General features: G+C 54.8%; 18 protein-coding genes. 7 read left to right on the forward strand and 11 right to left on the reverse strand.

Annotated elements, in window-relative coordinates; all coding sequences use genetic code 11:
- Positions 1–101: 101 nt before the first annotated feature.
- Complete coding sequence (locus ACFIOZ_RS19080; protein ID WP_386080475.1) at positions 102–1,571, forward strand: anion permease; 1,470 nt, start codon at positions 102–104, stop codon at positions 1,569–1,571.
- 6 nt (positions 1,572–1,577) lie between these two features.
- On the opposite strand, the gene menH is transcribed toward ACFIOZ_RS19080, so the two are convergent.
- Genes menH through ACFIOZ_RS19100 form a run of 4 tightly spaced genes read right to left on the reverse strand, consistent with a single transcriptional unit; the run spans position 1,578 to position 5,937 of the window.
- The gene (gene menH / locus ACFIOZ_RS19085; protein WP_386080476.1) at positions 1,578–2,336 is read right to left on the reverse strand and encodes a 2-succinyl-6-hydroxy-2,4-cyclohexadiene-1-carboxylate synthase; all 759 of its coding nucleotides are present in this window, start codon (positions 2,334–2,336) and stop codon (positions 1,578–1,580) included.
- Positions 2,326–4,077: a 2-succinyl-5-enolpyruvyl-6-hydroxy-3-cyclohexene-1-carboxylic-acid synthase gene (gene menD / locus ACFIOZ_RS19090; protein ID WP_386080478.1), complete on the reverse strand. Its 1,752-nt coding sequence runs from the start codon at positions 4,075–4,077 to the stop codon at positions 2,326–2,328. Before menD ends, menH begins: the two co-directional genes overlap by 11 nt.
- Positions 4,078–4,082: 5 nt before the next feature.
- Complete coding sequence (locus ACFIOZ_RS19095) at positions 4,083–5,405, reverse strand: isochorismate synthase (protein ID WP_386080479.1); 1,323 nt, start codon at positions 5,403–5,405, stop codon at positions 4,083–4,085.
- A 28-nt stretch (positions 5,406–5,433) separates the two neighbouring features.
- The gene (locus ACFIOZ_RS19100) at positions 5,434–5,937 is read right to left on the reverse strand and encodes a DoxX family protein (RefSeq protein ID WP_386080481.1); all 504 of its coding nucleotides are present in this window, start codon (positions 5,935–5,937) and stop codon (positions 5,434–5,436) included.
- Between the two features lie 142 nt (positions 5,938–6,079).
- On the opposite strand from ACFIOZ_RS19100, the gene menA reads away from it, so the two are divergent.
- Both menA and ACFIOZ_RS19110 read left to right on the forward strand, forming a co-directional pair.
- The gene (gene menA / locus ACFIOZ_RS19105) at positions 6,080–7,006 is read left to right on the forward strand and encodes a 1,4-dihydroxy-2-naphthoate octaprenyltransferase (protein WP_386080482.1); all 927 of its coding nucleotides are present in this window, start codon (positions 6,080–6,082) and stop codon (positions 7,004–7,006) included.
- Positions 7,007–7,220: 214 nt separating this feature from the next.
- A complete protein-coding gene (locus tag ACFIOZ_RS19110) occupies positions 7,221–8,816 on the forward strand; it encodes a hypothetical protein (protein WP_386080483.1) in 1,596 nt (531 codons plus the stop codon).
- Positions 8,817–8,884: 68 nt separating this feature from the next.
- On the opposite strand, the gene ACFIOZ_RS19115 is transcribed toward ACFIOZ_RS19110, so the two are convergent.
- A complete protein-coding gene (locus ACFIOZ_RS19115; RefSeq protein WP_088701944.1) occupies positions 8,885–9,187 on the reverse strand; it encodes an antibiotic biosynthesis monooxygenase family protein in 303 nt (100 codons plus the stop codon).
- 150 nt (positions 9,188–9,337) lie between these two features.
- Here ACFIOZ_RS19115 and ACFIOZ_RS19120 point away from each other — a divergent pair, with 150 nt between their 5' ends.
- Positions 9,338–10,927, forward strand: a complete 1,590-nt coding sequence (locus ACFIOZ_RS19120; protein ID WP_386080485.1) for an FAD-binding domain-containing protein — start codon at positions 9,338–9,340, stop codon at positions 10,925–10,927.
- Positions 10,928–11,156: 229 nt separating this feature from the next.
- Here the strand turns inward: ACFIOZ_RS19120 and ACFIOZ_RS19125 are convergent, their stop codons facing one another.
- The 6 genes from ACFIOZ_RS19125 to ACFIOZ_RS19150 form a co-directional block, all read right to left on the reverse strand.
- Positions 11,157–11,882 (reverse strand): sulfite exporter TauE/SafE family protein, encoded by a 726-nt coding sequence (locus tag ACFIOZ_RS19125; RefSeq protein ID WP_088701946.1) that lies wholly within the window; start codon positions 11,880–11,882, stop codon positions 11,157–11,159.
- Between the two features lie 5 nt (positions 11,883–11,887).
- Complete coding sequence (locus tag ACFIOZ_RS19130; protein WP_088701947.1) at positions 11,888–12,820, reverse strand: RimK-like protein; 933 nt, start codon at positions 12,818–12,820, stop codon at positions 11,888–11,890.
- Positions 12,817–13,020 (reverse strand): hypothetical protein, encoded by a 204-nt coding sequence (locus ACFIOZ_RS19135; protein ID WP_386080487.1) that lies wholly within the window; start codon positions 13,018–13,020, stop codon positions 12,817–12,819. The genes ACFIOZ_RS19130 and ACFIOZ_RS19135 overlap by 4 nt, the downstream gene beginning before the upstream one ends.
- Positions 13,021–13,378: 358 nt before the next feature.
- Positions 13,379–14,650, reverse strand: a complete 1,272-nt coding sequence (gene gabT / locus ACFIOZ_RS19140; RefSeq protein ID WP_386080489.1) for a 4-aminobutyrate--2-oxoglutarate transaminase — start codon at positions 14,648–14,650, stop codon at positions 13,379–13,381.
- 11 nt (positions 14,651–14,661) lie between these two features.
- Positions 14,662–16,113 (reverse strand): NAD-dependent succinate-semialdehyde dehydrogenase, encoded by a 1,452-nt coding sequence (locus tag ACFIOZ_RS19145; protein WP_386080491.1) that lies wholly within the window; start codon positions 16,111–16,113, stop codon positions 14,662–14,664.
- Positions 16,114–16,143: 30 nt separating this feature from the next.
- Positions 16,144–17,559 carry an APC family permease gene (locus ACFIOZ_RS19150; protein WP_159177453.1) on the reverse strand — a complete coding sequence of 472 codons (1,416 nt, stop codon included), beginning with the start codon at positions 17,557–17,559 and terminating at the stop codon, positions 16,144–16,146.
- Positions 17,560–17,838: 279 nt separating this feature from the next.
- Between ACFIOZ_RS19150 and ACFIOZ_RS19155 the strand changes: the two genes are divergently transcribed.
- From ACFIOZ_RS19155 to ACFIOZ_RS19165, 3 genes are all read left to right on the forward strand, one after another.
- Positions 17,839–19,257 (forward strand): PLP-dependent aminotransferase family protein, encoded by a 1,419-nt coding sequence (locus ACFIOZ_RS19155; protein ID WP_226246798.1) that lies wholly within the window; start codon positions 17,839–17,841, stop codon positions 19,255–19,257.
- Between the two features lie 87 nt (positions 19,258–19,344).
- Positions 19,345–20,025, forward strand: a complete 681-nt coding sequence (locus tag ACFIOZ_RS19160) for a lysozyme-like domain containing protein (RefSeq protein WP_386080493.1) — start codon at positions 19,345–19,347, stop codon at positions 20,023–20,025.
- Positions 20,026–20,056: 31 nt separating this feature from the next.
- The gene (locus tag ACFIOZ_RS19165) at positions 20,057–20,797 is read left to right on the forward strand and encodes a TSUP family transporter (RefSeq protein WP_386080495.1); all 741 of its coding nucleotides are present in this window, start codon (positions 20,057–20,059) and stop codon (positions 20,795–20,797) included.
- The last annotated feature ends 28 nt before the right edge of the window (positions 20,798–20,825 follow it).

The following is a 20,825-nucleotide window of genomic DNA, read 5'->3' on the forward strand; positions in this document are numbered from 1 at the left end:
TCTTCAAGCCACTCACTGCAAGGCAGATAGCTATCCGCCAGGCAATACCAAGCAATAAAAGAAGCCCAACCAGACTCAAGAAAACTAAAGAGAGGTGCCGCATGATGACGAATGCTCAACCCTCACCGCGATGGAAACTATTAGCGCCGCTTGCAGTCGCTATCATCGTCGCGCTGATACCCACGCCCCCGGGGCTTGCCCCTCATGCGTGGTATTTTTTCGCCGTTTTCCTCGGCTGCGTAGTGGGCTTGATTCTTGAACCGCTACCGGGCGCGGTGGTGGGCCTAATCGGCGTCACCCTGGTGGCGCTGCTTTCAAGGTGGGTGCTGTTCTCTCCGGAACAACTGGCAGCTGGTGGGTTTAATGCCGCTAACCAGGCCTTTTCATGGGCGGTGTCGGGCTTTACCAACTCGACGGTATGGCTGATTTTTGGTGCCTTTATGTTTGCCTTGGGGTATGAAAAAACCGGCCTGGGTAGGCGGATATCGCTCTGGTTGGTCAAGGCAATGGGGAAGCGTACCTTGACCCTTGGCTACGCGGTGATGATTGCTGATGGCATTCTGGCCCCCTTTACGCCCTCCAATACGGCGCGCAGTGCGGGCACGATCTTCCCAGTGATTCGCAACCTGCCACCGCTTTACGATTCGCACCCCAATGACCCCAGTATGAAGCGCATGGGTAGCTTTTTGATGTGGACAGCACTTGCGTCTACCTGCGTAACTAGCTCGCTGTTTTTGACCGCCCTGGCCCCTAACTTACTGGCCATCGCGCTAACCGAAAGCGCCACTGGTATCCATATCAACTGGGGGCAGTGGTTTATGGCGGTAGCACCGGCGGGCATTCTGCTGCTTCTGTTGGTGCCGCTGTTGAGCTACTGGCTATGCGCCCCCGAAGTGAAAGCGGGCAGTGAAATTTCCGACTGGGCGGGCCAGGAGCTAACCAAACTGGGGGCACTGACCCGCCATGAAATCATGCTGGTCATGATGGTGGTCACCGCCCTGCTGCTATGGATTTTCGCAGGCGACATTATCTCTGGATCGCTGGTGGGCCTACTGGTGATCTGCGGCATGCTGTTAACCGGCATTGTGACCTGGAGCGATATTCTCGATAACCGAGCCGCCTGGAATACCTTTGTATGGTTTGCCACTCTGGTGGCGCTCGCGGGTGGTCTCAGCCAGGTGGGATTCGTTAACTGGTTTGGCGGTGTGGTCGGCGGGCAGTTAAGCCACTTCAATCCGCTGATGGCCATGGTGGCACTGGTGGTTATCTTCTACCTACTGCACTACTTCTTTGCCAGCGTAACGGCCCACGTTACCGCCCTGCTACCGGTGATTCTGGCGGCGGCATCGGGCATTGCCGGGCTGGATATGCAGATGTTTATCCTGCTGCTACTCCCCACCCTCGGCTTTATGGGTATTCTCACCCCTTACGGCACTGGGCCCAGCCCGGTTTACTACGGCAGTGGCTACCTGCCGAGCGCACTGTTCTGGCGGCTAGGAGCCATCTTCGGGCTGCTTTTCCTGGTGGTTTGGCTCGCGATCGGCCTGCCCTGGTTAATGGTGATTAGCTGATAAACATTAGCCTAGCGCGCGGTACCAGGCATTGAGCTGCTGAGCAATCATCCCCGGTTGCTCAGCATGAAGATTGTGGCCCCCCTCCAGCGTGATATGGCGCAGGCGCGGGGCCATCCTTGTTAGTTGCGTCGCCAGAGTGTGGAACTTGGTGTCCCGACGACCTGAAAAATAGCTGACCGGTAGCGAAGCACTTTCCAGCCACTGCCAAAGCAAAGGCTGATGCCCCAAGGATGTTGACCGCAGCATTTGGGCGACGGCTGGCCCTCGATTCGCTAAGCGGCGTTGAATCTGCCGAAGCCGCTGGGCCTCCGTGAGATCGACAAACACCGGCTGCTGATACCAATCGATAAGTACGTCTTCCAACGGCTCTTGCTCAAAGCGTCGCGCCCAGCGTTCATCATGAGCAATACGGCCAGGACACTCACTGGCGGGTAGCCCAGGGTGAGCGCTCTCCAGCCAAAGCGCTTCCAGCCCCGGCGGTTGGCGGCTGGCATGGTACAGCGCCAAGCGCCCTCCCAGGGAATAGCCCAGCAGGCAGTAACGGCTTACACCGTGGCTTATCAGCGTATCGCCAAGCCAGTGGTGAAACGCTTCAAAAGAGGCTACCTGCTCCTGGTGATACTGGCCGTGGCCGGGCAAATCCAGCGCGAGGCAGTTAATACCTGCCAAGCCAGCGATGACCTCACCCCAGTCCTGTCGATCGCCCAACAAACCGTGGAGCAGTATCAGGGTCGGCGCCTGCTTGTGAGGTTTACAGCTCACGCGACGCCCCTCGAACCGCTGCGCCAAGCGACTTGAGATCATCGGCGACCTGCTGGTGGGGCACGTTCACCTCGATCAACGTAACGCCCGACTCTAACGCCTGGGTATAAGCCGCTGCGAAGGCTTCCAGTGAGCTGGGCGCCGAGTAGCCAAGCCCAAACATCTTGGCGGCATACTCGAAGTTAAGCCCATGTGGCTGGCGATAATAGCGCTCCAGCAGCTCCCCCTCTTTGGGCACCGGCAGCATATGAAAAATACTGCCGCCATCATTATTGAGAATAACCACCACCAGCGGCTGAGCCGCCTGCTTTAACAGCGCGAGGCTATTGAGATCATGCAGTGCGCTGGTATCTCCCAGCACAATGGTAGTGGGTTCTGAGCATGTGCAGCTGACGCCGTAGGCCGTGGCGATTAAGCCATCGATACCGGAGGCGCCGCGATTGGCCAATACCCGCAGCGGCGTTTGGCGATGCGCTCCCAGCATATTCATTAACCGTGCAGGCAGGCTGTTGCCGATAAATAGCTGCCCTTCCGCCAGTTGCGCTAGCTGGTGACAAACACCCAGCTCTGAGAAGGCCGCGCACTGCCCTTCTACAAACTGGCTGGTGCGGCGCTGAAGGCTATCCAACTGATGCCAAGGCGTTTGTTCGGAAATGTTCGGCAAGCCAGCTATAAAATCCGCGGGCGAGCTTATCAAACGGCGCTTAACGCAGTAATCAGGATCAAGCCGTAGGGGCAGCGGATCAACCAGCCAGACATCCTGCCAGGGCTGTTGGGCAATAAACTGCGTGAGTCGCTTGGAAATTAACCGTCCACCAAACTGCAGCACCACCTCTGCCTTAGCCAGTTCCGCGCTAAAGCGTTCGTCATGGAGCGCCAAATCAAAATGGATCAGGTTATGAGGATCAAAACGCACCTGGCTCTGCACATCCGCCAGTAGCGGCCAGCCCAGTTGCTTGGAGAGCGCTACCACTTGCTGCGCCTGTTGCGGGTCATCAATGCTACCCGCGACGATAATTCCGCGCTGCTGGGCAAATGCTTCCCATACATCACTAAGCGCTGGAATGGTGGCGCTTGCCTGTCCAACACCCCATGACCAATCACTCCAAGGCGCGGAATCCTTCAGCCAGCGCCCCAGCGGGGCGAGATAGTCACTGGCATCCACCACGCATTCGCCGGGGTAAAGAGGCTCGCGGTAACGGCAGTTGATATGGATGGGGCCAGGGGTGCGGCGCTGCTGATCAACCGCTTGATCAATCGTGCTGAGGAGAAACGCTGCTTTTATCTCAGCATCTGGCGTTGGCAGGTCGTGGTGAACAGTCGTGTGGCGGGAGAAGATATCCCGTTGGTCAATGGCCTGGTTGCTACCGTTATCCAGCAGCTCAATGGGGCGGTCGGCAGAGAGCACAATCAGCGGCACACCGAGCAGGTTGGCTTCTACCACCGCCGGGTAGAGATTCGCCACGGCGGTGCCAGAAGTCGTAATCACCACCACGGGGCGATGACTGCCCCGGGCAATACCCAGTGCCATAAACCCCAGCCCCCGCTCGTCAAAATGGCAGTGGCAGCGTAGCCCGGCATGCTCGCTGGCGACCATGGTCAACGGCGATGAGCGAGAGCCGGGCGCCAGCACCACATCGCGCACGCCTAAGCGGTGGAGTTCTTCCAAAATCAGCGCCGCCCACACATGATTAAAGGTGGCATGCGCTTGCGCAAAACCGCTCGATGTAGAAGCTGTCATATGTGTTATCCCATCCCTAGCAGCGACATAATATCGGCGATTTTAGTATCCAGCTCCCGCCACTCTTCGTCCGGCTGGGAGCCCGCCACGATGCCCGCACCGGCATAGAGCCGGATCATTTCTGAATCGATATGGGCGCAGCGAATAGTCACGGCGAGGTCGCTACTGGCGTGGCTGATTCTCCCGAACACCCCGGAGTACCAACCGCGTTGATGGCGCTCATGCTGACGAATAAACGCTAGCGCTGACTCGCGAGGAACGCCGCCCACCGCCGGCGTCGGTGGCAGTGAGGAGAGCAAAGAGTGGTCGGTGACGCTATGGTGTAATTCGGCGTGGATCAGTCGGCGAATATGCTGCACCGAGCGCAGCTTAACAATATGCGCCTCGCCCATTTGGACTTGTGAAGAAAGCAGCTCCAGCTGGGTCAGGAGTTGCTGATAAACGCACTGGTTTTCCAGCGTGTTTTTCTTATCACCCAGTAGCTCAGCGGCAAGCGCTTGGTCTTGTGCGGCATCACGACCACGGCGTGTTGTACCCGCTAGCGCCTCGGTGGTTAAGTGCCTGCCTTTACGCTTATATAGCTGCTCGGGAGGGCAGCCAATGAATGCCTCGCTCGGTGTCAATTGGACGCCAAAGTGAAAGCAGTCGACAGCGCCCGACTGCCAGCGTGACAACAGCGCCCAGGGATTGGGGGGTTGCGGTGTGGTCAGCCGTGTTTCACGAGAAAGCACCACCTTGGGCGTATGCACTAGGTGGTCGGGGTTCGTCACCAGCCCCACCCAAGCCGCCCACTCCTGTTGGGAGGGGCGGTCTTCACGCTGGTAAACCAGAGGGTGCAGGCGAGGCAGCGGCTGCTCTGCTGCCAAGGCGTCTAAACAGGCATGAGCCTGGGCAATTTCGGCACTGGGGAAGCGGTCATCGAAACGTAGATTCAGTGACAGCGTCGCGACTCCTTGGTGACGTTTCAGCTCGATGCGCGGCAGCAAAAAGTGGCAGGCTGGAAAGTGCTCCCAACCCGGCGTGCCAGGGTCAAAGGCCATGCCGCCAAAAAAGTCGGGCTGATGGCCGCCAATATCGTTCAGCGCAACAAGATCAGCCTTCAATGCCGCTAGAGATTCAAAGGCGTTAACAGCCCCCAGCGTCGCATACTCAACGGCACCCACATCACGTGATTGCCAGTAGAGACGGGGATAAACGCGCTGCATGTTTAGCCACCCCATCATGTCGTTCACCTGACACGGGGTACTTAAGCGGATAACCCCTTTCTGGGCGGCATCACAAAGCGTAGCAAGCTGATGCCTGAGGGCTTCAATAGGGTTAGAGTGCATAGTTCGCCTGTTAGGCCAGCCTTTTCAATTACCTGCTGGCGACCGCTGGGTACCTTAAGCCTAGCTTCTTCTTGATATAGGGTAGCACCCAGCGATCGCCGCCAAGCCGACCGGCATTGGCGCCTGCTACCAGCAAAAAGAACGTCAGTGCAATCATCCATGGATTGGTAGACACCGTGCCCGCCATCAAAAAGGACATGTTCATCACAATGGCGAAAAACGCAGCAAACGAGGTCAACACACCAACGATTAAACCCAGGCCAACCAACACCTCCCCTAGCGGTATAATGACGTTAATAACATCCGCATAGGGCAGCGCGAAATTCTCAAGGAAGGCGACATAATTAGGGTAAACCGCGCTTCCTTCTCGCATCACGGGATTGGCCACGGCATTGCTTAGAAAGCCTTCAGCATTAAAACCACCGGTTATCTTTCCGATGCCAAGCGTCAGCCAAGTGATACCTAAATAGAGCCGTAGCAGTAACCAAACTACCGCCATATATTTGTTATGTCTAAATAAGTCGCCAATCATCGCGTAAACTCCTACTCAAGGGGTGCTTGCAGTGTGGGACAAGATGACGCGGCATATTTTGACGTAGATCTACTTTTTAGCAGTTAATCATACATTGCCGAATGTTTATTAAATGACAATGGTCAACAGGAATATCGACGTAATGGAACAAAACAGTAAGCGCCGCTACTACCAAGCATGGCTGTTAGCCGCACGCCCTCGCACGCTACCGCTGGCATGCGCTTCTATTCTTTTGGGTACTGGGCTAGCAGCGAGCGTGGATGCCTTTAATGGTGCGGTGCTTGTGCTCGCCCTGCTGACCGCCATTGCGCTCCAAGTGCTGTCTAATCTAGCCAACGATTACGGTGATGCCGCATCCGGCGCCGATGATGATCAGCGCATAGGCCCTGCACGGGCGGTCTCGTCTGGTTTGCTTAGCGCCGAAACAATGCGCAAAGGAATGGTGGTTGCGGCCCTCACTGCCGCGTTATTGGGGCTGTTATTACTGCTTGCCGCCTTCGGAAACCAGTGGGGGCAGATTCTCACCTTTATACTGCTAGGGGCGGCTGCGCTATTGGCAGCAGTCACCTACACCGTTGGGCTAGGCGGAACACCGTATGGCTACCGAGGGCTAGGTGATATTGCGGTCTTTGTGTTTTTCGGACTGCTCGGTGTGTTGGGCACCTACTACCTCCACGTACAGCACTTAAGCTGGCTGCCGTTGCTCCCCGCCGCCGCATGCGGGCTACTGGCGACCGCCGTGCTCAATGTGAATAACGTGCGCGATATTGAAAGTGATGCACGTAACGGCAAGATCACCCTGGCGGTGCGGCTAGGGCGCGCTAACGCGATTAACTACCACTGGGCGCTGCTGGGCATGACGCTGCTGCTTACCTTGATCTATTTGGTTGCCCTGCCGGTACCGCTGTTAGGGTGGAGCTGCCTGCTGGTGGCCAAACCGCTTTCTGATGCCGCCAGAACATTAAACCTTAGCCGTGATGGCGAGATTCTGACCGGCATGCTGAAGAAAACAGCCATTTCAACCCTGCTTTACAGCGTGCTGCTGTCTATTGGCTTGGCGCTGTTTTAAGTCTTAGTTAGCACTTAACAGCCGCCTAGCTCAAAACAGATCCACACTCTGGCGACCATGAAATCAGGTGCAGGGAAAATCCCAGCTTACTTAGGTAAACTAAGCCGCTCTAAATACGCCAACCGTACGAGTGTCTGCCTCAGTTGCCACTCTTCGGCACTAACTTTTGCAACACTTGTTGACAATATGCCTTCCATATCAAGGATGATGAAATATGACGTCTGAAATTTCTACACAGCTCTCTTTCACTAAATTTAAGCAAGACCTTATAAAAAAAGACAAACGTAGATTGCTGAGCTGGGCCAATTATGAACTTTATGTTGCCTTTCATCGCCATGAGTCGGGACAAGAAGCTCCAGCGTTGCTACAAGGAGAGAATGAAGCTCGATACATTGCAGCCAACGACCAAGAAACCCTACAACGTTTTTTAACTAACGCAAAATTTGCTGATGGTAGTGATCTCCTCATCAAGGCGCTGCCCCTCGCCGAGCTAGCTCGCAACGCCCATCTTTACAACTTGAGCATACAACTCATCGACAAGGAAGATCGTCTGACGATTGGGGGAGCCTTAATGCAGCTATTCGGCATAACGGCGATCCTGAAAGATGATGGGGGCAACGAAGTCATATACGAGGCCGATGCCTTCTTTTTCGAACCTGAGGGTGGCGCTGAAACCTTACCCTACGGTGCTGTTCAGCACTGGCGCGATATCGAACTCGAGTACACTTCTACCCAGGAACCAAGCGAGATTAAGTCGCTATACGTATTCGATGACCAACTAGATTGGAACAACCCTCACTTTCCTGAACTACCCGAAAATGCGAAGGCACTAAGCGAGCTATCCTCCAGCGCTAAGGCCTTTTTCGAGCATATAAGGGTGCCACCGCTAATGGGTTGGGAGGAAAAGCCTGCAACGCCACACGTGCCGGAATCTCCCTATCAGAACAGTCTGCTGGGAGCAGACAACCACGGCGCCTTCAACGTGCTGCGTGCCATGGTCGATAAAAATATTGTGCCGGCTGCCAACGACATTGTTCTGACGATCACCAAAGATTCCAAGCATGGTGACGAGCCTACCGACAGCCCCGAGCGCTGGGAAATACAAATCCGTTTCACAACGCCTTTAGGATTTAATGCCGTCTTCAGTCCAGACTGGGTCGAAGCTTCTCTATGCAAAGCCAATAAGGAACTACCCGATAACACAGGTACCCACCTCGCCAGCGAGAAACTACGCGAGCGTATCGTCAATCATCTTGCCTGGAACTTCTTTCAGCATGGACGCAGCTTCGTAAAGACACTCTTTAGTACAGATCTCCAAGGGTTACTACCTGGCTTCATTATCAACAGCTATGGGCCTTTTCAGCCTGATTACACGGATGAACGGTTTCCCTGTTTGGCACGCTTTCAGTGCGGTGAAAACGGAGTGCCGGTGCTTTTACTGGGGCCAAATGAAAGCAACTACGTCTGTATGCCGTTGGCGTTCGAAGAGATACCCGAATCAGATGTCTCCCCACTGATTCCTCGCCGCAACGAACTAATCAGCATGGAGTCAAAGAGTATGCTGCTTGCAGAGCGCTATGAGAGGTTGGTGATTCCCGCGTCTCTTATCGACTTCCCCGACCATTGGTATCAAGGGATACGGGTCAGTAATCAATATCTCAAAGCCAAGTTTATCTTCGGCATGCGCCTCAACACCCTGATGACCGAAATAGAGAACGAAAAAGCGACCGCTGCAGGTTCCTCGCTCAAATGGATAGTAGCGGGCTGCGCGGCGGCGCTTATTGGCGTGATGGTAGTGATGAACTTATAACGCTTTGTCGCCTGGATAACACGTGCATCACTTGCTTGTTGTCCAGCGCAAACGTTATTGGCTATGGCTTAAAGCACCACTTCATAACCTTCAAACTTGGGTGGGCCAAGATAAATACCTTCGGGAGATTTAGCATTGGCGTGAGCTTTGCGGAACGCGTCTGACTTGGTCCAGTCGCGAAAGGCTTCTTCCGACTCCCACACGCTGTGGGAGATAAACACGGTGTGATCTTCCTGGCTTTCACCCTGCAGCATTTTAAATTGCTTAAAGCCCGGCACTTCATCCAGGTGAGAATCGCGGTTACGCCACACCTCTAAAAAATCCTCTTCGCGGCCTGGGGCAATTCGAAAACGGTTCATGGCGATATACATCATTACTCTCCTACGGGTTTGTTCCTGCAGAGTTGATCCTGCTGGGTTGGCTCTGTTGGGTTGATTTGGCAAACGGTAGCTTGATGGTAACGTCACATTTCAGTGGCGAATAGACTTAGCGGCGAATAGCCCTCAACCGCAAGGTACGGCATGGCTAAGGCACCTATCCAGATTGTTTGGTTCAAACGCGATTTACGTATTCATGATCATGCGCCGCTTGCCAACGCCGCCATGGCAGGCCCAGTACTGCCCGTATTTGCCATTGAACCCGGCCAGTGGCAAGCGCCGGATAGTGCCCTGCGCCACTGGCAGTTTGCCGCGGACTCACTGATAGACCTTTCAAACGCATTGGAAACATTGGGCCTGCCACTGTGCATTTGGCAAGGCGATATTGTCGATTTATTAACCGCTTTGAAAGCACGCTATGGGGAGTTTGCCCTTCACTCGCATGAAGAGACCGGCAACGCCTGGAGCTTTGCCCGCGATCTTAGCGTCAAGGCATGGTGCCAACAGCAAGGCGCGCCATGGCATGAAACACGCCAGCACGGCGTAATACGCGGCCTGAAATCCCGGGTGGCAGAGCGCGATGCATGGGAAAAACAGTGGGAAGCGTTAATGACCGCTCCTACCTTCTCAGCCCCACAAAACGCTCAAGCGGCCGAGGGGTGGCAAGACTTTCATCACATTGACGTTGAACAGCTTCACAGCCTGACGCTAGGGTTTGATACCACGCCTTGCCCCGAGCGGCAGCCAGGCGGGCGTAGCGAAGGCCGCGCCCTGTGGCGTAGCTTTATTGCCCAGCGCGGGCGGCGCTATCGCGGCTCGCTATCTAAACCGCTGCTGGCCTGGGAGTTTGGCTCGCGGCTTTCGCCCCATTTGGCCTGGGGCACCCTCTCCATGCGCGAAGTAGTGCAGTCACTGCGCCGCCAACGGAAAAAGCATTCGGAAGACACCGCTTGGTCGCGCTCGCTGCGCGCCTTCGCCTCCCGGCTTCACTGGCACTGCCACTTTATTCAGAAGCTCGAAAGTGAACCAAGCATCGAGTATCAAACGCTGCACCCAGCGTTGCGCGGCCTGCGGGAGCGCGACCCTGAACACCCCAATCTGATCGCCTGGAAGCGTGGCCAAACCGGCGTGCCGTTAGTGGATGCCTGTATGCGCAGCCTGATCGCCACCGGCTGGATCAACTTTCGTATGCGCGCGATGCTGCTCTCTCACGCCACCTTTGGCCTTGGGCTGCACTGGTACGAACCTGCCCTGCACTTGGCGCGGCTTTTTACCGACTTCGAGCCCGGCATTCACTACCCCCAGGTGCAGATGCAGGCAGGTGCTACGGGCACCAACGCGCTGCGGGTGTATAACCCCATCAAACAGGCGGAGGATAATGACCCTAGCGGCGAGTTTGTCGCCCGATGGGTGCCAGAACTAACGCCACTGCCCCAGGAGTGGCGCGCTAAGCCTTGGGCGCTGCCGGAAAGTCTGCGACAACGATTCGGTTTTCAGCCTGGCGAGCACTACCCACTACCCAACGACTTTGAGTGTGAGGCGCGCCACTGGAAGAAGATGCTGTATGAGCTTCGCCGCACCCCGGACGCCAGAGACGCCAGAGACGCCAGCCAGGCCATTGTGAATAAGCTTGCTAGCCAGCGCCGGCCGCCCGCTCAGCGCGCTAAAAAAGCAAAACCCGCCAATCGCCAACAGCTTTCGCTGTTTGACGAGGGCGGGGTGGGGGATGGGTAGTGGTTATGCTTGGCTAGACATCACTAGTTTCTTCGACAGAAGGAATAGCTGTATTGGAAAATCTGGCTATGTATTTGCGCTACGAAAAGGCCCCTTTTAGTTCGCCAGACTGCAGATATTTTTAGTGAACTGCTTCAATAATGCCCCAGACTTTACCCACCCTGCGTCTTGTTTGAAGAGCGACCATCATGTTCGTACAAAGTTGGCAGGAAAGTGCCTAATGGGTCGATCATCGGTTGACGCTGCAACGCAGCGACAGCCCGATGTAGCCTCGAAGGGACGGAGCGACCTGCATCGGCTTTTCACATTTGATTACCATGCTAACACTTTCGTTGTTTGAAACGGTTTTAGTTGATTCTTCTTTCTGAGAAATGTTTGAGTATGCGCTATGAGTCAGTATCGACGACAAAATTAATAATGACGTCAAAAGCATTACGAACCCATTCCTAATACACAGATAGGCAACTTGATTCCGCACTTGCTTCACTAAATTTATGTTTTCTTGACCAATTAGTGCTTTAACTATCTCAGATGTGCCATTTTTTGACTTACGGTACTCATATAACGTTCCATATCCATAGGTTGGCATTAGCTTAAACGCTCCCAGCGAAATAATACCGCCTAGAAGCATATAGAGAGAACATATACTGAGAAACACAACAACCAAATATTTCAACTCATGAGCTGGGAGCAATTTTGCTACGACTGTTGCCGAAACGCCTAGAACTGTTAAACAGATGCTCAAACCTAGTGTAAACTTCGAAGTTTTATCATCAATTTTTTGTGAACGTTGGTGTTCTTCTTTAAGGCGATTAGATATGACTTCCTCTTCAAGCTTAAAATAATAGGAGTACTTATCGTTAAGCACCTTGTCTGCGTCCTGTAGCTTTTTATCATATATTCCTTTCAGATGAAGGAATGGCAATACTTCTTGGGTTATATGAATGAAGCGCATTAGACTCACCCGGCCAAAACATTAGCTATATCTTTCTCAATTGGCCGCTTTTCTGTCGAAAGCCACCCCCATTCGCCTGTAGGGTTAATTTCGATAAAATAGTAATTTCCATTGCTTTCGATTAGATCGATTGCACCAAACTTCAACCCCATTTCGCTAACGATATCCTTACAGTACCTACTTATAAGTTTCGGCAAACCAATATCGATATACTCAATTTCCTCTTTTTTAAGCAGCCTCCAGTCGTTATCGATACCGCGACCAGCCGATGTGATTTTGACTGCATGCAGCTTTTCTCCAACAACAGTGACTCTGATATCAGTTTTAGGGTAAACGTATTCCTGCACTGTTAATGGAGCTATCTTTGTATTTTCTTCGTTCAACTCTTTGGCAGTTATGTTTGACGTATATGTAAATAAACAATCTTCACCTTCACGAAGAAGAACAGTGTCCAAAGATTTTACAATTATCTCTTCATCAAATTTTTCAAAATAGCTAGAATCATTGCCAATCATCGTCTTAGGAACCATAAAACCTACTTTAGAGGCTAGCATCAACTGATATGGTTTTGATTCAGCAGAATAAGTGCTAGATGGCCAATTCATCCAAATAGCATCTTCGAACACAATAAGACCTCTTAGAAATGCAGCCCATTGAGATCTAACAAGCTGTTCTTCCAGAGAAAGTGGATATGCAGGGGCATTCCTAATGAAAACCGGCTGCCTAAACCAAACTGAGGTAATATTAGACACAGTTCTATTCTTTCCATGACCTTTTACCGTCAATACTTTTTTTACGGGATCAATATTTATCAAATAGTTAGACAGATCTTCCTTATTCAGGCGGATATAATCAATCCCTGTCTTCTCTAGCTCCTGAATGACAAGATCAACAGAAAAGTCATACTTGCTGCAAAGAATCAAACAAAGCTTATTCATTCTCCTTTTTGATCCTCACCGGTTTCAACATCACACTTCTTGGTAATCTGCACACCAAATTCAGAGCTATGCGACACTAAAACTTCATTTGATTTCGTCCAAAGGCCTCTATCATAGTCGTAGCTACATCCCTCAGGCATATTTGGTACGACTTCGTATGGTTTTCTCTTTGCTAGTGTAATTAATACGTGATCCGACATAATGACACCCTTATAATGATAAGATTTTGAAATTTAACAGAAATTTGACAACACGTCTTATGATTATACGAACACGCCAATATGATTATCCGAATAATGGCGCACTTCTATACCCCTTTAACCCTTTGATTCTTATATTTATTATTTTTTCATCAGGTTACATATCAAAATTTCGCACTCTTACTGGATTTCCCAACGCCTAAGCCTTGGGCTATCACTCTACCAAACCCAGCTTAGCATAAGTTCTTAGCACGGCTGTTTATCTTAGGTATGAGATTTCAACACCCACAAAAAACCCGCCCAACGCCAGCAGCTTTTGCTGTCTGACGAGGGCGGGCTTAGTGTTGCTTAGACGATTTTAGCTAAGCGCTTCCAGCGACTGCTCAATAATACTCAAGCCCTCTTCCAACACCGCAGAAGAGACGGTTAACGGCACCAGAATGCGTATGCTATTGCCGTAGAAACCGCAAGAGAGCAGGATCAATCCTTTCTCACGGGCTTTGGCACAGAGCGCGCCGGTCATCTGAGTATCTGGCTTGCCGTCGCTATCAAGCAGTTCAAACGCTGCCATGGCGCCTAGCTGGCGGCCATGGGCCACGGCGGGAAAGCGCTCTTCCCATACCGCGAAGCGCTCGGCCAGCATCTTGCCCATTTGCTCGCTGCGGGCCAGGATATCTTCCTCTTCGATCACCTCAATCACCGCCAGCGCTGCCGCGCAGGAGAGTGGGTTGCCGCTGTAGGTGCCGCCTAGCGAGTTGGGGCCGGAGGCGTCCATGACCTTGGCGCTACCCACAACAGCCGAGAGCGGCATGCCGTTGGCCAGGCTCTTGGCGGTGGTCAGAATATCCGCCTCGATACCGCTATGTTCGAGGGCAAACAGCTTGCCGGTACGGGCAAAACCGGACTGCACTTCGTCGGCGATCAGCAGAATGCCGTGCTCGTCACACAGTGCGCGCAGCGCTTTAAGGTAGTCCGGTGAGGCGATGTAGAACCCGCCTTCGCCCTGTACCGGCTCAATCACGATGGCCGCCGTGCGGTGCGGTGCGATATCGGTTTTGAACAGCGTACGAATGGCATTCAAAGACGCCTCTTCGCTGATGCCATGCAGCGGGTTGGGGAACGGTGCGCGGAACACGTCGCCCGGCATCGGGCCGAAGTCGTTCTTGTAGGGCAACACCTTGCCGGTCATCGCCAGGGTCATCATGGTGCGGCCGTGGAAGGCGCCGTCGAAGGTGATGATGCCGGTGCGGCCAGTGGCGGCGCGGGCAATTTTCACGGCGTTTTCCAGCGCTTCGGCACCGGTGTTGACCAGCATCGCCTTACGCTCAGGGCCGCGCACCGGGCTTAGTTCGCAGAGCTTTTGGCACAGCTGCACATAGGGCGCGTAGGAGATCACCGCGGCGCTGGTGTGCATAACTTTCTTGAGCTGCGCTTCTACCGCAGCGACGATTTTCGGGTGGCGATGGCCCAGGTTGAGTACGCCAATACCGCCCGCGAAGTCGATCCAGCGGTTGCCGTCGGCATCCCACAGTTCGGCATTTTCAGCGCGCTCGGCAAACTGGGTGGTTGGCGTGGCAGCACCGTTGGCCACGTAGCGGTTTTTTAGTTCGTTCAATTCTTGGTTAGTCATCATCGCTCTCTTTATAAGCCGCCAACGCAGACGTATTTCAGTTCAGTAAATTCATCAAGACCGTGGTGAGAGCCTTCGCGGCCCAGCCCGGACTCTTTCACGCCGCCAAACGGCGCAAGCTCGGTGGAGATCAGCCCTTCATTCACGCCGACCATGCCGTACTCCAACTGCTCCATGGTGTGCCAGATCCGGCGGTAGTCGGTGGCGTAGAAGTAGGCTGCCAAACCAAAGGGCGTATCGTTAGCCATCTGGATGGCTTCTTCATCGCGATAGAAGCGGAACACCGGCGCCACCGGGCCGAAGGTCTCTTCGTCGGCCACCGCCATCTTGGTAGTGACATCCGCCAGCACCGTGGGGGTGAAGAAGCGCTCACCCGCAGCGTGGGGCTTACCACCGCACAGTAGCCGTGCGCCTTGGTTTACCGCGTCTTCCACATGGCGCTGCACTTTATCCACCGCTGCTTGGTTGATCAGCGGGCCGATGATGCTGCCTTCCGCTAGGCCATCGCCTACTTTTAGCGCGTTCACTCGCTCGGTCAGCTTGCTGACGAACGCGTCGTAAATGCCATCCTGCACCAGGAAGCGGTTGGTGCAGACGCAGGTTTGTCCGGCGTTGCGGAATTTGGAGGCAATGGCGCCATCAACGGCGGCATCCACATCGGCGTCATCAAAGACGATAAACGGCGCGTTGCCGCCCAGTTCCATGGCGGTTTTCTTCACAGTGCTGGCACACTGGGCCAGCAGGTGTTTGCCCACCGGCGTTGAGCCGGTAAACGACACTTTGCGCACCCGTGGATCGGTGGTGAGTACCTCACCTACCGCTGCCGGTTTTGAAGCGGTAATCACGTTGATGGTGCCCGCAGGCAGGCCTGCCTCCAGTGCAAGGTAAGCGGCCGCCAGCGCGGTGAGCGGCGTCGCTTCAGCGGGCTTGATCACCACGGTGCAGCCCGCGGCCAAGGCCGGGGCGCACTTACGGGTAATCATCGCCAGAGGGAAGTTCCAGGGGGTAATTGCCGCCACCACACCCACCGGCTCGCGCAGCACTAGCAGGCGCTTGTCGGCACCGTGGCTGGGCAGGGTTTCACCCGCCATGCGCTTGGCTTCTTCAGCGAAGAACTCGATAAACGAGGCGCCGTAGATCACTTCACCCTTGGCTTCCGCCAGCGGCTTGCCCTGCTCCAAGGTCATCAGGCGGGCCAGGTCATCGGCGTGCTCAATGATCAGTTCAAACCAACGGCGCAGCAGCGCTGAGCGTTGCTTCACCGGCGTAGCGCGCCAAGCGGCACCAGCATTATAAGCGGCGGCCACCGCATCACGGGCATCATCCCCGTCCATATCGGCTACGCGGGCAATCGTTTCGCCGGTGGCGGGATTATCGACCGCAAATGTCTGTTTCCCTGCGCGCCACTCATCGCCAATCAGGCCCGCGACGCCATCGTGCAACCACTGTTCAATAAAGCTCATACATTGCTCCTGGGTAACGTGTTAAGAGGCTTACAGATCCACTTTCATGTGACGGTCGCTATATTCGCGCCCGTAAGTGCGCAACGCATGCAGGTACAGCACGATGCCCAGCGCCGCCCAACCGGCAAAAATAGTCCACTCCGCGACGCTCAGCGCCGCCGGGCTACCGGGCAGGTAGAGGCACGCCATACCGAAAGAGAGGATGATCGCAAGGATGCCGCACAGCTTGCCGTTATTCACTTTGAATGGGCGGGGCATATCCGGCTCACGCACCCGCAGCACGACAAAGGAGATGGCGACAAACAGGTAGGCCAACACGATGCCTAAGCCCCCCGCATTAACGATCCATACCAGCGCCGGGCGGCCAAAGAAGGGTGCCAAGCAGGAGAGAAAGCCCATCATAAAGATGGCATTGGTCGGGGTTCTGTAGCGAGGGTGCAGCTTGGCGAACGGCGCAGGCAGCATGCCTGCTTTGGCCAGGGCATAGATTGCCCGGGAGCCGCCAATATAGAAGGCGTTCCAGCTAGTAATGATCCCCGCAATACCCGCCATGACCATTAAGTTGCTGGCCCACTCGGCATTAAACAGGCTGCCCATGGCGTCCGGCACGCTAAGCGAGCTTGCCGCCAGCTCATCGCTATTCAACGCCAGGCTGGTGGCCAGAATGATCAGCGCGTACCACACCACCGCCAGGATCACCGACATCATCAGTACCTTGCCGATGGCTTTGTAGGGCAGGTTGATCTCTTCCGCCGCCTGGGGAATAACGTCAAAGCCCACAAACAGGAACGGCACCATTACCAGTACCGCCACTATGCCTGCGAACACGCCGCTATCGGCTTGAGTGAACAGCGGCATCATATTGATGGTTTCGCCTTCAAACAGCGAACCGGTGACAAACATCACCCCCACCAGCAGAATTAACCCGGTAACCACTTTTTGCAGCAACGCCGCGGTGGTCACGCCGAAGTAGTTGATGATCATCATGACCAGCGAACCGCCGACGCCTACCGCGACCCAGGTGGCTTTCACTTCCCAACCGGCAATCGTCCAGAGGTGGCCAACGGCGTAGTTGGGTGCCAGGTGTTCAATCACCGTGGGCAGGGCGACGGCTTCAAAGGCCACTACGCTTAAGTAGCCCAAAATAATCGCCCAAGTGCACAAAAAAGAGGGCAAGTGGCCTAAAGCACGGTAGCTGTAAACGTGCTCGCCACCCACTTTGGGCATTGCAGCGGCAAGCTCTGCATAGGTGAGCCCGACCAAGACAATCGCTAAGCCGCCGATAATAAAGGCTATAATGGCGCCTAGACTGCCTGCGGATTGAATGGCGGTTCCGGTGAGTACAATCCAGCCCCAGCCGATCATCGCGCCGAAAGCCAGCGCTAGTACATCGCCACGGGCCAATACCCGGACGAGCCCTTCCTGTTCTGATGAGGGTGTGGTCATTTGAAATGTCCTGCGAGTTATTGGATGTTGTCGTAGGCGCTCAGGGGCGCAGTATCCTGATCCTGTTTTAGCCGTCTCGCTTCAAGCAGGCGCGTTTTAAACGGTGTTGCTAAACACAGGATAGCCACAAGCTAGCAGGCGAGAGAGAAAACACGAATGCACCACTTTTGTGTTTAACTAGACCACTTTTTATACGCACCGAAAGGGTGCATTATTTTCATACGGCTTTCGTCTAAGTGCCCGCGGTTAGAGGGTTAAGCGGGATTAAGGGGTGTCCAGATGGATCGCAAGGAGGTCGTGCACCAACTTGTACAACTTTATGCACTCCAGCCGGAACGGTTGAGTAAGCAGGTGCGTATAGAGCAAGCATTGCGCCAGGCCATCACCCAGCAGTGGCCTTCCGGACTGCGGCTGCCCTCTCACCGGCAGTTGGCGGATGCCTTGGGCGTTGCCCGTCAAACCCTGGCACTGGCAATTCATACGCTACTCGAAGAGGCACTGCTTAAAACCGCACACGGCCAAGGCACCTGGACGAGCCGCCCCGTGACACCAAACTCTCCCCTGCGTGGCAATGCGCAGCTCTCTCAACGTGCCCAGCGGGTACTGGATGGCCCTGGCGCTAGCGCAGTTCAAAGCGGCGCCTTCGTGCCCGGTATTCCTGATATCGCCCAGTTCCCGATGCGAAAATGGCGGCAGCTCTACGCCAGTGTGACGGTGCCGCAGAACGCCCTGCTGCTCTCCTACTCCACCGGTGGCTACGGGCCGTTAAAGCGCGCCATCCGCGATTTTTTGGCGCGCTGGCGCAATATTAGCTGCGACACGGAGCAGATCATCATCACCGACGGTACCCATAACGGCATTGAGCTATGCGCCGTGGCGCTGGCTGATGTTGGCGATACCGTGGCTATGGAGTCGCCCTGCTACTGGGGGGCGCGCAATGTCTTTACCGCCGCTGGTTTGGAAATCGAACCGGTGGCGTGGCTGCCAGGACAGGGACACCGCCTTCCACCTGTTTCTACCTCGGTGCAATTGGCCTACCTGACCGGCTCGCACCACTACCCGCTCAGCGTGCCTACCCGCGCGGCGGATAAACAGCGCTTATGCGATGCCTTAGCGCCCGCATATATTGTCGAAGATGATTACGAGTTTAACCGCGACGACCATTCTAACCTGCTCTTCTATCCGCACTCGGAGCGCCACTTGCTGGTGGGCTCTTTTTCCAAGATGATGTTTCCAGGCCTGCGCTTAGGCTACTTAGTCGTGCCGCACCATTTAGCGGGGCCAATGAACCGCCTGCGCAGTGAACTCTTCCGCGAAGGACGCATGCTGGATCAGGCGGTGCTGGCACAGTTTATTTTTGATGGTGATCTGGACGTCTGGTGTCGACGCATTCAGCGCGACTACCTGGGGCGCCAACAGGTGCTACATGATCAGCTTCGCTCATTACCGCTAGTGCGCAGCGTTTCACCGCCCAGCAGCGCCATCAGCCTTTGCGTCGAGTTTGAACCGGGCGTTAACGATGTGGGAATCGCTCAGTCACTGCTGAAAGAGCATTTAATTGTGCGTCCATTAAGCCCAGTGTGTGCACCAACCGATCCGCGCGTCGGCTTAGTAATGGGCGTCGGCATGCTATCAGGGGAAACGCTGGTGCGTGAAGCACAGCGCCTGCGTCGCAGCCTGGAAGCACTGCTGCGCTAGGCGTTATTAATAGCGCACAGGTAAGGTAGGAAGTGTTTCTCAACACCTTATCCACAAGCTTTGAATGGTTTATACACAAGGACTTTTATGCATCACCCTGTTGATAATTTCATCGCCCCCTCTTCGGCTGCTTTCGCTAGGCTGCGCCTCTGGGCCTCATTAAGTCTTGTGCTCCTGCTCTCGGGTTGTGCCACCTTTGCGCCCAACCCACCCCAGGATCAAAGCAATATCTGCGAGATCTTCCGCGAGCAGCCTAGTTGGTACGACTACGCCCGGGAGTCGCAGGAAAAGTGGGGCACACCGATCGCCACCCAGATGGCGTTTATTCAACAGGAGTCATCGTTTCGCAGTCATATCCGTCCTGATCGCAAGTACTATCTAGGCTTTATCCCCGGCCCCCGCCCCTCTTCTGCTAAAGGCTACGCCCAGGCCCAAGACCCGGTTTGGGAAGAGTATGAGGATCAAGCGGGCAGCCTGTTTGCCCGGCGTACCCATATGAAGCACGCCACGGATTTTATTGGTTGGTACAACCGCCGCTCCCAGCAGCAGGCGGGCATATCGCTAACCAATCCTGAGCATCTCTACTACGCCTATCATGAAGGCGCGGGCGGCTACCAACGTGGAACTTATCGCGGTAAGTCCCACGTATTAAGCGCAGGGAGACAAGTAGCCGCTCGCGCTAATCGCTACCAAGCCCAGCTCAACAGCTGCGAAGCGGAGTTTCAGTGCCGCAAGTTTTATCAGGTCTGGCCGTTTTGCCGTCGTTAAGAAAGAGTAAAAAAGAGCAAGGAAGAACAGTATGAGCCTATGGATAGGCATTGCTTTTGTGAGCGTGGTGTTTTTCACCTCGATGCTGTCGGGTGTGTTTGGCATGGCGGGCGGTTTGGTACTGCTGTGGTTTCTGCTGCTGATCTTTCCCGCAGGCACGGCCATGGCGGTGCACGGCGTTATCCAACTCACCGCGAATGGATCACGAGCGTGGCTATCGCGGCGCTTTATTGTCTGGCGTATTGTCGCTTTTATGACGCTTGGCGTACTGAGTGCCGCGGGCTTACTGCTGCTGTTTAACTACAGCCCTAATGCCGCCAGCGTATCGATTTTGATTGGCCTAATGCCGATTCTGGTGTGGATACCCAAGCGCTGGTTTCATCTGGACGCCAACCGCGCCAGCCACGCGCTGTGCTGTGGGATCGCCTCCGGCGGTTTGACAATAGCGGCGGGGGTTTCCGGGCCATTGATCGATATTTTCTTTGTGCGCTCTCGCATGGATCGACGTCAGGTAGTCGCCACCAAGGCGATGATTCAGGTGGTGGCGCACAGCATTAAGATCATCTTCTACCTGGGTGCCGCCATGGCGCTTAATGCCGGAGAGTGGGGCATTGTGCTGCTAGCGGCGCCGTTTGCGATCTTTGGTACCCACACCGGCAACCGCATTTTACACCGTCTCACCGATGCCAACTTCCGCACCTGGACACGTTGGATCGTCACCGGTATTGGGGTCTTCTACTTACTACAAGGGGTCTTCCTACTCACTCGTTAGCGTTGAGGAAGAGCAAAGCGAGCTTCCG

The sequence above is a fragment of the Vreelandella sp. F11 genome (assembly GCF_042466685.1).
Classification (GTDB): domain Bacteria; phylum Pseudomonadota; class Gammaproteobacteria; order Pseudomonadales; family Halomonadaceae; genus Vreelandella.